General features: G+C 64.8%; 10 protein-coding genes. All 10 read right to left on the bottom strand.

Annotated features, from left to right (window positions below):
* Positions 1 to 59: 59 nt before the first annotated feature.
* Complete coding sequence (locus AC0YKC_RS29955; RefSeq protein ID WP_488513648.1) at positions 60 to 1538, bottom strand: sensor histidine kinase; 1479 nt, start codon at positions 1536 to 1538, stop codon at positions 60 to 62.
* A gap of 132 nt (positions 1539 to 1670) precedes the next feature.
* Entirely contained in the window at positions 1671 to 2345 is a 675-nt protein-coding gene (locus AC0YKC_RS29950; protein WP_040991372.1) for a response regulator transcription factor, read from the bottom strand.
* Positions 2346 to 2767: 422 nt separating this feature from the next.
* Complete coding sequence (locus AC0YKC_RS29945) at positions 2768 to 4324, bottom strand: Do family serine endopeptidase (protein ID WP_320294924.1); 1557 nt, start codon at positions 4322 to 4324, stop codon at positions 2768 to 2770.
* A 288-nt stretch (positions 4325 to 4612) separates the two neighbouring features.
* On the bottom strand, positions 4613 to 5074 hold the full coding sequence (locus AC0YKC_RS29940; protein ID WP_488513647.1) for a cytochrome c-type biogenesis protein: 462 nt from the start codon (positions 5072 to 5074) through the stop codon (positions 4613 to 4615).
* On the bottom strand, positions 5071 to 7056 hold the full coding sequence (locus AC0YKC_RS29935; protein WP_488513646.1) for a heme lyase CcmF/NrfE family subunit: 1986 nt from the start codon (positions 7054 to 7056) through the stop codon (positions 5071 to 5073). Before AC0YKC_RS29935 ends, AC0YKC_RS29940 begins: the two co-directional genes overlap by 4 nt.
* Positions 7057 to 7118: 62 nt before the next feature.
* On the bottom strand, positions 7119 to 7562 hold the full coding sequence (gene ccmE / locus AC0YKC_RS29930) for a cytochrome c maturation protein CcmE (RefSeq protein WP_320294921.1): 444 nt from the start codon (positions 7560 to 7562) through the stop codon (positions 7119 to 7121).
* A gap of 4 nt (positions 7563 to 7566) precedes the next feature.
* A complete protein-coding gene (gene ccmI / locus AC0YKC_RS29925; protein WP_488513645.1) occupies positions 7567 to 8703 on the bottom strand; it encodes a c-type cytochrome biogenesis protein CcmI in 1137 nt (378 codons plus the stop codon).
* A gap of 116 nt (positions 8704 to 8819) precedes the next feature.
* Positions 8820 to 9257, bottom strand: a complete 438-nt coding sequence (locus AC0YKC_RS29920; protein WP_320294919.1) for an RT0821/Lpp0805 family surface protein — start codon at positions 9255 to 9257, stop codon at positions 8820 to 8822.
* A gap of 128 nt (positions 9258 to 9385) precedes the next feature.
* Positions 9386 to 10774 (bottom strand): ATP-binding protein, encoded by a 1389-nt coding sequence (locus AC0YKC_RS29915; protein WP_320294918.1) that lies wholly within the window; start codon positions 10772 to 10774, stop codon positions 9386 to 9388.
* Positions 10775 to 10796: 22 nt separating this feature from the next.
* Positions 10797 to 11462 (bottom strand): response regulator transcription factor, encoded by a 666-nt coding sequence (locus AC0YKC_RS29910; RefSeq protein WP_027164846.1) that lies wholly within the window; start codon positions 11460 to 11462, stop codon positions 10797 to 10799.
* Between the last annotated feature and the right edge of the window lie 48 nt (positions 11463 to 11510).

The raw sequence follows: 11510 nt of genomic DNA, 5'->3' as shown, positions 1-11510 counted from the left end.
CATGCTTAAAATCAAAACCTTAAAGCAGGGCGCGTGAATCCTTTTTCACGCGACCTTCTTTAATGCGTCTCCCGCAACGGGAAACTCATGACCACGGACAATCCGGGATTGGCGGGTAAAAGATCAAGCCTGCCGTTGTGGAAAGTCATAATTGCCTTGGCGAGGCTGAGACCCAAGCCGGAACCCGGCTGCGAGCGGCTCTTTTCCAGGCGAACGAAGCGTTCGGTGGCCCGGGCGCGATCGGCGTCGTCCGGAATGCCGTGGCCGTTGTCGGAGACGGCAAGCTTGATCTCGTTGCCGAGGCGCTCCAGCGCCACTCGTACTTTCGGCGCCTCGGCGGCGTCGGTCGAGTATTTGATGGCATTGTCGACGATGTTGGACAGCGCCTGGCCGATCAGCTCGCGGTTGCCGTTGATCGTGAAGGCCTCGGGCACGGTCGTTTCCAGTGCTACGCCCGCTTCTTCCGCCACCGGCTCGTAGAGCTCGACGACGTCGCTCACGGTGGCGGCGAGGTCGACGGAACCGGTTTGTTCCGAGGAATAGCCAGCCTCCAGGCGCGAGATCATCAGGATGGCGTTGAACGTCTTGATGAGCTGGTCGGACTCCGCGATCGTGCCTTCCAGCGCCTGGCGGTAATCTTCCGTCTTGTGCCTGCCGGCGAGCGTCGCCTCGGCGCGGTTGCGCAGCCTCGTCAGCGGCGTCTTCAGATCATGGGCGATGTTGTCGGAGACCTGCTTCAGCCCCTCGTTCAACTTGGCGATCCTGGCCAGCATCGAATTGAGGTTTTCCGACAGGCGGTCGAATTCGTCGCCGGCGCCGGTGACCGGCAGCCGTCCACTGAGATCGCCGCCCATGATGCGGCGGCTGGCGTCCGAGACGCTGTCGATGCGCTTCAGCGCGGCGCGCCCGACAAAGAACCAGATCAGGATGCCGCCAAGGCCCATCATACCGAGCGCCAGGGTCAGCGCGCGGCTGATGACGGCGCGGAAGCGTTCCGGCTCGCCGAGATCGCGGCCGACCAGCATGATCATCTGGTTGGGCAGCCTCAACACCAGCGCGATGGCGTTGTGGCCCTTTTCCCCCGTGGACTGGGGATTGTTGCCCTCGCTGGCCGGAGGCGCGGACTGGTCCGAACCGCCGCTGCGCAGCCGATCGAGCTCGCCCTCGCCGAAGCGCTGATAGGAAAACGGTTCCGTCGTCCAGCCCTCGGTCTCGATGACCCCCGGCTCCAGGCTCTGCACATTGCCGGTCAGGATCTGGCCGTTGGCGTCGGCGATCAGATAGAGATTGGCGCCGGGCTGGCGCGAGCGAGCCTCGACGACGCGCACCAGCACCGGCAGGCCGCCGCGCTGATAGGCGCGGGCAAGGCCCAGCACCTCGTCATTGATGGTCTCCTGCGTCTGCGCGGTCAGCATGCGCGCCGACAGCGACGTCATGTACAGGACGAGCAGCACCGCGCAGAGCGCGAAAAGCAGAAGATAAAGCGCCGAAAGCCTGGCCGCCGTCGTCTTCATGATGGCCGGCAGGGAAAGAGCCATGGTCGGCTCTTAGATCAGGATGACGATTTGTTGAATCGTCCATCCTGATCTAAACCTTTGTTGACGCATGATCTTTTCCGAAAACCGGGTCCCACTTTTTGCGTTCGCTGACCTTCGGTTCGGGATCATGCTCTACCCGCCCTTCAGCATGTAGCCGGCGCCGCGGATCGTGTGCAGGATCGGCTTGTCGAAGCCTTTTTCGATCTTGCCGCGCAGGCGCGAGACGTGGACGTCGATGACGTTGGTCTGCGGATCGAAATGATAGTCCCAGACATTTTCCAGAAGCATGGTGCGCGTCACCACCTGGCCGGCATGGCGCATCAGATATTCAAGCAGGCGGAACTCGCGCGGCTGCAGCGTGATCTCGCGGCCGGCGCGCTTGACCGAATGCGATAGCCGGTCGAGCTCCAGATCGCCGACGCGGTAGACTGTCTCGGACTCGCGGGCGCTGGCGCGACGGTTCAGCACTTCGACGCGGGCAAGCAATTCGGAAAAGGCGTAAGGCTTGGTGAGGTAATCGTCGCCGCCGGCGCGCAACCCCGTGACGCGGTCATCGACCTCGCCCAGCGCCGACAGGATCAGCACCGGCGTGGTGTTGCCGCGCGAGCGAAGGGCGGCAATCACGGACAGGCCGTCGCGGCGCGGCATCAGGCGGTCGACGACCATCACGTCATAGTCGCCGGCATCGGCGAGCGCGAAGCCGGTCTCGCCGTCGCCAGCAACATGGGCGGTGTGGCCCGCTTCGGCAAAGGCTTTCTGCAAGTAGTCCGCTGCCTCGCGATCGTCTTCCATGACGAGAATCTTCATGGAGCCGTTATACGCGATTTCACCTGAAGTTTGAGAGGCAGCCATTGTTCATGCCTTGCATTCATTAGTCGCATGTCTTCTTCCCAAAACCGGCAACCACTTTTGGGCGACATACATTCCGTTCCGCATGTCGTGATCCCAAAACCGGTACCCACTTTTGGGCGACATACATTCCGTTCCGCATGTCGTGATCCCAAAACCGGTGCCCACTTATGGGCGACATGCATTCCGTTTCGCATGTCGTGATCCCAAAACCGGTGCCCACTTATGGGCGACATGCGATAAGCGGCAGCGGGTGATGGGAAACCCGCTGCCGCCAGGCGCGAAACACGGTGACTGACTTACGTGCTCGGCCCCATGTTTTCCCGGCGGCGGCTCGGGGGTGTTGATACCGCCGCAGGGAAAATCCGAACGCTGATATCTCAGCCCTTGCCGACCGGCAGCGCGACGAAGCGGTTCGAGTCGTCGCGGGTGATCTGCATCAGCACGGCCTTGCGGCCGGCCTTGGTGGCATCGGCCATCGCCTTGGAGACGTCGTCGGTGGTGTTCACCTCGTTCGAGTTGATCGAGGTGATGACGTCGCCGGGCTGGATACCGCGGTCGGCCGCATTGCTGTCGGGATCGACGTCGGTCACCACGAGGCCCTTGCCGTTTTCCGCCTTGGTGACGGTCAGGCCGAGATCGGCAAGCGTGTCTGGCTTGGCGGCGGGGGCCGGCTGCTTGCTGTTGTCGTCGTTCGAGGCCTGCTTGTCGCTCACGGGCAGCGTGCCGAGATCGACCTTGACCGTCTGGGACTTGCCGTCACGCCAGACGGTGACGTCGACCGACTTGCCCGGCGAATAGGCGCCGATGGTGCGGGCGAGTTCCTTCGGCGAGTCGATATCCTTGCCGTCGACCTGGGTGATGACGTCGCCGGCGGCGATGCCGGCCTTCTTGCCCGGACCGGCATCCTGGGCGCTCGAGACCAGCGCGCCCTTGTCCGACTTCAGGCCGAGCGACTCGGCGATGTCGGAGGTGACCGGCTGGATTTCGACGCCGAGCCAGCCGCGCTGCACGGAGCCGCTCTTCATCAGGTCCTGGACGACCTGCTTGGCGGTCGAGGCCGGGATGTCGAAGGCAATGCCGACGCTGCCACCCGACGGCGAGAAGATGGCGGTGTTGATCCCGATCACCTGGCCGTTGAGGTTGAAGGTCGGACCGCCCGAATTGCCGCGGTTGACCGAAGCGTCGATCTGGATGAAGTCGTCATAGGGGCCGGCGCCGATGTCACGGCCGCGAGCCGAGACGATGCCCGCGGTGACTGTGCCGCCGAGGCCGAAGGGATTGCCGACCGCAACCACCCAGTCACCGATGCGAACCTTGGAGTCATCGGCAAAGTCGACATAGGTGAACTTGTTGCCGCCGCCATCGACCTTGAGCACGGCAAGATCGGTGCGCGGATCGGTGCCGATCAGCTTGGCGTCGAGTTCCTTGCCGTCATTGGTGACGACGCTGAAATCCGAGCCTTCCGAGACGACATGGTTGTTGGTGACGAGATAGCCGTCTTCCGAGATGAAGAAGCCCGAGCCCTGAGCGACCGGACGCGGCTCACCATTGCCGTGGTCGCGGTGGTTGAAGCGGCGCATGCCGAACTGGCCGCCCTGGCCCTGGTCGCCGAAACCGCGGAATTCCTTGAAGAAGCGGCGCAGCTGCGGATTGTCGGGCAGGTTGTCGAAGCCGTTCTGGTCGTCGGAGCCGTCATCGGCCGTCGGCTGGATCTTGGCCTTGACCTTGACGCTGACGACCGCCGGCGAGACGTGTTCGACGACATCGGCGAAGCTCGGCATCTGCGGGGCTTCGACGCGCACGGCATCAGCCAGCACGGGGGCGGTGCCGGTTGCGAGCATGCCGGCGCCAGCCGTGCCGACAACGGCCAGGGAAGCGACGGCGGCCATCAGGCGCTTGCGGGTGCTCGAAAATGAATTGGGGGCATTATTCATGGGTTTCTTGTCCTCTATCGACGCGGATGCGCTCAGGCGAAGCATCCTCGGGCAAGAGGATTAGAGAGCCGCACATTACGGCGCCATTTCCGGTACATGAAAATTTTGTAATGTTTGGGTGGAGGCCGAGCGGACACGCAAAGTGTGAGGGCATGCCGCCTTTGGAAATTGGCTGAAACCTCCGCGACGTCGTCATTCCAGGTCTGCGCGCGTCGCTTCGCTCCTTGCTCCGCCCTGGAATGACGAATCGCGAGCGGTCGCAGCCAATTGTCGACGCCGGCGATGGAGCTAGTCGCTAAGCATCTTATCCAGTGCCGCCTGCTCCTCGGCCGAAAGCGTGGTCGATGCCGGGCGGCGCGAGCGGGCGCTCACCACGATGAACAAGCCGCCGACCAGCAGCAGGAGCACCGGCGTGCCCCACAGAAGCGCGTTGCGCAGGCTGAAGCGAGGCTTGAGCAGCACGAATTCGCCATAGCGCGAGACGATATAGTCCATGACCTGCTGGTCGGTGTCGCCGGCGACGAGGCGCTGGCGCACGAGGATGCGCAGGTCGCGGGCGAGGTCGGCGTCGGATTCGTCGATCGACTGGTTCTGGCAGACCATGCAGCGCAGGCCTTCCGACAGCGCGCGGGCCCTCGCCTCCAAGGCCGGATCCTGCAACACCTCGTCGGGCTTCACCGCCTGCGCCGCGCCTGCGAAGACCAGAGCCAGCAGCAGGATCAGCGGGGCGAGCGAAAATCTCGCTTTCATGTCGGGGTCGCCAGGGCCGCGGCCAGCTTTCGCCGCCTTGCCGGCGCGCCGACACGCAGGCGGCGGTCGGCCAGCGACATGGCCGCGCCCGCCATCATCACCAGTCCGCCGCCCCAGATCAGGGTGACCAGCGGCTTCCACCAGAGGCGCACGACGACGGAGCCGTCATTGTTCTCGTCGCCGAGTGAGAGATAGAGCTGGCTCAACCCAATCGTCCTGATGCCGGACTCGGTCGTTGCCATCTGCCGAGCCTGAAAGAAGCGCTTTGCCGAAGAGATTTCGCCGTTGGCATTGCCGTCAGCTCCTATCAGCAGGAAGCGGGCGCGATCCTCGGTGAAGTTCGGGCCTTTCTGGGGAAAGAGCCCTTCGAAGCGCAGCGTATGGCCGGAGAGCTCCACCGTCTCGCCGGCGCGCATGGTGAGGATCCTCTCGGTGCCGAAGCAGAGCGTGGCGACGATGCCGAGCAAGGTCAGCCCGAGGCCGAGATGGGCAAGCGCCGTGCCGAAGACCGAGCGCGGCAGGCCGGCGAAGCGGCGAAGCATGATGGCCGGCGCCACCGAACCGGCGCCGGATTTGACGGCGAGGTCGGTCAGCGCGCCGGCGACCAGCCAGACAGCGAGGCCGACACCAAGCGCGGCGAACACCGAGGCGCCGTCGATGAACAGACCGGTGACCAGCATCGCGGCGAGCGCCAGGGCGAAGGCCGCCATCAGCCGTTGCGAGGCGGCAATCACGTCACCGCGCTTCCAGGCCAGCAGTGGGCCGAACGGCACGATCGCCAGCAGCGGCAGCATCAGCGGACCGAAGGTCAGGTCGAAGAAGGGCGCGCCGACCGAGATCTTGCCGCCGGTGAGCGCTTCGAGCGCCAACGGGTAGAGCGTACCGACCAGCACCGTCGCGGTGGCGGTGGTGAGAAAGAGGTTGTTGAGGACCAGCGCGCCCTCACGCGAGATCGGATGGAACAGGCCGCCGGCCGTCAGCCGCGACGCACGCAGCGCAAACAGCGCCAGCGAGCCACCGATGAACAGCGTCAGGATGCACAAGATGAAGACGCCGCGCGCCGGGTCGGTGGCGAAGGCGTGCACGGAAGTCAGCACACCCGAACGCACCAGGAAAGTGCCGAGCAGCGACAGCGAGAAAGTGAGGATGGCAAGCAGCAGCGTCCAGATCTTCAGCGCCGAGCGCTTCTCCATGACGATGGCCGAATGGAGCAGCGCGGTGCCGGCAAGCCAGGGCATGAAGGAAGCGTTCTCGACCGGATCCCAGAACCAGAAGCCGCCCCAGCCAAGCTCGTAATAGGCCCAGTAGGACCCCATGGCGATCCCGCCGGTGAGGAACATCCAGGCGACCAGCGTCCATGGCCGCACCCAGCGCGCCCAGGAGGCATCGATGCGGCCTTCGATCAGAGCCGCGACCGAGAAGGAAAAGCAGACCGAGAAGCCGACATAGCCGAGGTAGAGCAGCGGCGGATGGATGGCGAGGCCGAGGTCCTGCAGGACCGGGTTGAGGTCGCGCCCCTCGACCGGCGCCGGATTGAGGCGGATGAACGGGTTGGACGTCGTCAGGATGAACAGGAAGAACGCCGCGCCGATCATGCCCTGCACGGCCAGCACATTGGCCTTGAGCGTTGCCGGCAGATTGTTGCCGAAGACAGCGACGAGCGCGCCGAAGAAGGTCAGGATCAGCACCCACAGCAGCATCGAGCCTTCGTGGTTTCCCCAGGTGCCGGTGATCTTGTAGATCATCGGCTGCAGCGAATGGGAATTCTCCCACACGTTCGCCACCGAGAAGTCCGAGCCGGCATAGGCGCTGGCAAGGGCGGCGAAGGACAGCGCGGTCAGCGCGAAGCCGGTGACGGTCACCGGACCGCCGACCGCCATCAGCCGCTGGTTGCCGGTGCGGGCGCCCACGAGCGGCACCAGCATCTGCACCAGCGACAGCGCGAAGGCAAGCACGAGGGCGAAATGTCCGGTCTCAACCAAGGATCACCTGTTTCCCGCAGGTTTCTGGTCGCAAAACCGCGTTGCACTTTTGCGGAACCCGCTCATTGGCTCTTGCTTTCCACCCAGACGCCCTTGGCCTTCAGGCCGTCGGCGACTTCCTTCGGCATATAGCGCTCGTCATGCTTGGCGAGCACGCTGTCGGCGACAAAAACTCCATCCGGACCGAATGCGCCCTCGGTTATGACACCCTGCCCCTCGCGGAAGAGATCGGGCAGGATGCCGGTATAGGTCACCTTGACCGCTTTCTGCGTGTCGGTAACCGAGAAGGCCACGGTTGCGCCATTGCCGCGCACGACGGTGCCGCTCTCGACGAGACCGCCAAGTCGGATGCGCTGTCCAGGCTGGACACTTGCCGTGGCCAGCTCGGCCGGCATGTAGAAATAGGAGGCCTTCTGGCCGAGCGCGTAGAAGGTGAGTCCGGCGGCGGCGGCGAGGAAGGCCAGCCCCGCCACGATCACCGACAATCGCTTCTGCTTGCGCGTCATTGCCCTACTCCGTCGCCGTCACGCCGAGCGAGGCGGCGAAGGCGGTGAATTTCCTGGCCTGTTCACTGTCCGCTCCAAAGGCGGCGACAGCGCGGCCGAGCGCGGCGCGCGCCTGGTCGGTCTTGCCAAGCACGACATAGGAACGGATGAGGCGCATCCATCCTTCCTCGTCGCGGGGATTCTGCTTCAATTTGTCGTCGAGGCCGGCAACCATGGTCTCGATCATCGCTTGCCGGTCCTGCGGCGACATCTGCTGCGCGGCTTCTACCTGTTGTGCGTCCGGCCCGTTTGCCGGCGCGGCCCTGGCGACTGCCGGCGCGCCCGCCTCGGCAAGCGCCTGCTGGACCGCGCTGCGCCAGGGCGAATCCGGCGCGAGCTGGCCGAGCATCTTTTGCCACGCGGTGACGGCCTCTGCCTTCTTGCCTTCCTGGGCGAGGCCGACGCCCAAGTAGAAATTCGCCTTGGCGTTGGCCGGATCGAGCTTCAGGGCCGCCTCGAACGCGTTCTGCGCGTCGGCCGACACAATACCGCCGGCAGCACTGGCGATCGCCTCGCCCAAGCCTGCCTGGCGCACCGCGCTGTCGCCGTCGAGGCGGATGGCGTTGCGATAGGCGGTCACCGCATCGGGAAAGCGCTGCAGGCGAAGATAGATCGGCGCCAGAACGTCCCAGCCCTTACCGTCCGACGGGTTGGCGGCGAGATGGGCCTCGGCGCGGGCGACCAGTTCGTCGACCGAAGAATCGGCCGGGTTCTTGGCCAGACGTTCGGCCAGCGGCTGTGAAGGCAGATCGGGAGAGCCGAGCATGCCGTAAAGCCCCCAGCTCAGCAGGGGAACCGCAAGCACGGCCACGCTGGCGACCCATCTGGCGCCGCGCGCGGACCTGGGCGTTGCCGCGCCGGGCTGCATAGCCGCGCTGAGACGCAGGATGCGGCGGCCGATCTCGGCGCGCGCCTCCTCGGCCTCGCCCGGCTGGATCAGGCCGCGCGCCATGTCGCGGTCGAGCTCGGAAAGCTGGTCGCGATAGACTTCACGGTCGTGGTCGCCGGCAGGCGACGCGCCCTTCATGCCGCCGGTAAGCGGCAACAGCACCGCCAGGCTGGCGCCCAGCGTGAGGATTGCGGCTATGACCCAGAACAGCATGGTTCTTCCAATAAAGGCAGAGCCCTGCCCTGCCAACACAGGCTTGCTGCGACGCTTTGACGGCAGTCGGCCCGGTCTACCTTGATCTATATCAAACGGGCCGGCTGTTGCCTAAATCAGGTCAGCGGCGTCCAGCTGCCATCGGCGTTGCGGCAGGCGGTGCCGCGCGCGGTGACGCCCGCGCCGCTGGTATAGACGGTATGGGTGTACTGGCGGCAATCCTGCGAACCGACCCGGTAGGGCTGGGCGGCGACGACCTCGCCATAATGCGAGGAATTGTCGCTCTTCCACGTCACCTTCTGGCCGCTGGTGTTGTATTCCAGCGCCTTGTACTCCGCTTCCAGGCCCTTGCGCTTTTCGGCGTCGCTGAGGCCCGAGCCGATCGATCCACCGATAAGTCCGCCATTCATGGCCGAAACGATGCCGGTCGAGACCTTGCCGCCGGTTGGCGGTGTGGAAACTGGCGTGACAGGAGAGGTTGGACCGCCCCTGCTCAGTGTCGTGCAGCCGGAAACGGCGAGCAGGGCGGAAACGAGCGCGACGCGGATCTTCATGCCAACAACCGGTTCTCTTGAGCGGGGTGAGCTGGGGGCTGCGTTATCGGGGAGGATATCGAGGCCATAGTGTTGATATTTGTCGGAAATTTGGCCGCCAGCCCCTGCTCGCAAATCGATAAAGAACATCATTGAAGGCTCCGCAATCTCACCACCGCCCTCAAGCCGCCCATGCCGGACCGTTCCAGCGCCAGCGAGCCTCCATACTCGTTGACGAGGTCGGCGACAATGGCGAGCCCGAGCCCCGTTCCCGGCTTCGTCTCGTCCAGTCTCTTGCCACGCTTCAACACCTCCCGCGCGCTGTCCTCGGGAATGCCCGGGCCGTCATCCTCTATAACGATTTCAAACAGGTTGCCGCTTCCCGCAATAGTGGCGATCGTCACGGCGACGGTGCCTTTCGCCCATTTCATCGCATTGTCGAGCAGATTGCCGAGCAGTTCCTCGAGATCCTCGCGCTCGCCGGCAAAGACGATCTCCGCCGGCGGCGGCGAAAGCGTCAGCCTGGTTTGCGGGTTGAGTTTCCGCAGCACGCGCACCATGCGCTCGACCAGCGGCGAGACCGGCGTGCGGAAGACGACGCTGTCGCGCTGCGCGGCGACGCGGGCGCGCTGCAGATAGTGGTCGACCTGCTTCTGCATCGAGGCGGCCTGCTCGGCGATCAACTGGCCCTTGGCGCCGCCAAGCGCCCTGCCCTCGTTGATCAGCACGGCCAAAGGCGTCTTCAGCGAATGGGCAAGGTTGCCGACCTGGGTGCGCGAGCGCTCGACGATGCGCCGGTTGTTCTCGATCAGCGCATTGGTCTCGTTGGCGAGCGGCTCGATCTCGGCCGGGAAGCTGCCGTCGAGCCTCTGCGCGGTGCCTTCGCGCACCATGGCCAGCGCATTGCGGACCCGGCGCAAAGGCTGAAGACCCAAGAGGATGGCGATGGCGTTGATGGCGATCATGCCGACGCCGAACAGGGAGAGGTAGGTGAGCAGGCGGCGCTGGAAGCTGGCGATCTCCTGCTCGAGCTCGCTGTGATTGCCCATGACGCGGAAGCGGGCCGCGCGGTTCTTGGCGTCCAGCACGAACTCGCTCTCGAACACTTCGAGCTTTTCGCCCTTGATGCCTTCCATCGAGTAGCTGCGCTGGAAGTTCGCGTTGAAGGGCACTTCCGCGACGCTCGGCGACAGGAGTGAAGTCGTCATCGAGGAGGAATGGATTTCGCCATGCACGCCTTCGGAGGCGGGCTCCACCGACCAGTACCAGCCGGAATTGGGCTCGGAAAAGCGCAGGTCGCCGAGGTCGGGCGAGCCGGTCAGCGCGCCATTGTCGGAAATGCCGACGGAGCCGATCAGGTTGAACAGATGCGCCGAAAGCAGGCTGTCGAAGCCGCGTTCGCTGGCCTGGCGGTAAAGCGTGGTGATGAGGGTGAAGATGACGACCAGCGTCAGGATCGCCCAGATGGTGGACAAGGCGATGACGCGGAAGGTCAGCGAGCGCGGCCAAAGCCGCAGCCTTGAAAGCCACGTTCCCATCGTTGGCCTCAGCGGTTCCGCCTCACGCCTCCGGCTCACGCATGCGATAGCCCATGCCACGCACGGTTTCGATCATGTCGATGCCCATCTTCTTGCGAAGCCGGCCGACAAACACTTCGATCGTGTTGGAATCGCGGTCGAAATCCTGGTCATAGAGATGCTCGACCAGCTCGGTGCGCGACACCACCTCGCCCATATGATGCATCAGATAGGCGAGCAGCCGGAACTCGTGCGAGGTGAGTTTGAGCGGCACGCCATTGACGTCGGCCTTGGACGCCTTGGTGTCAAGCCGCAGCGGCCCGCAGGTGAGCTCGGACGAAGCATGACCCGCCGCGCGGCGGATCAGCGCCCGCACCCGCGCCAGCACCTCCTCGATGTGGAAGGGTTTGGTCACATAGTCGTCGGCGCCGGCGTCGATGCCGGCCACCTTGTCGCTCCAGCGGTCGCGCGCAGTCAGGATCAGCACCGGCATCTTGCGGTCGCCGCGGCGCCAGCGCTCGACGACGCTGATGCCGTCCATCTGCGGCAAGCCGATATCGAGCACCACGGCATCGTAAGGCTCGGTGTCGCCGAGGAAGTGCCCCTCCTCGCCGTCATAGGCGCGGTCGACCACATAGCCGGCGTCGACCAGCGCGTCGGCCAGCTGCCGGTTGAGATCCTTGTCATCCTCGACGACGAGCACGCGCATGGGTTGAAACCTGTTGCTGGATAGACCTATAGGCCGATTCCGCCGGCC

It is taken from the genome of Mesorhizobium sp. CNPSo 4661 (genome assembly GCF_057784215.1).
The sequence above is the reverse complement of the archived record's forward strand: the minus strand, read 5'-3'. Positions and strand labels throughout refer to the sequence as shown.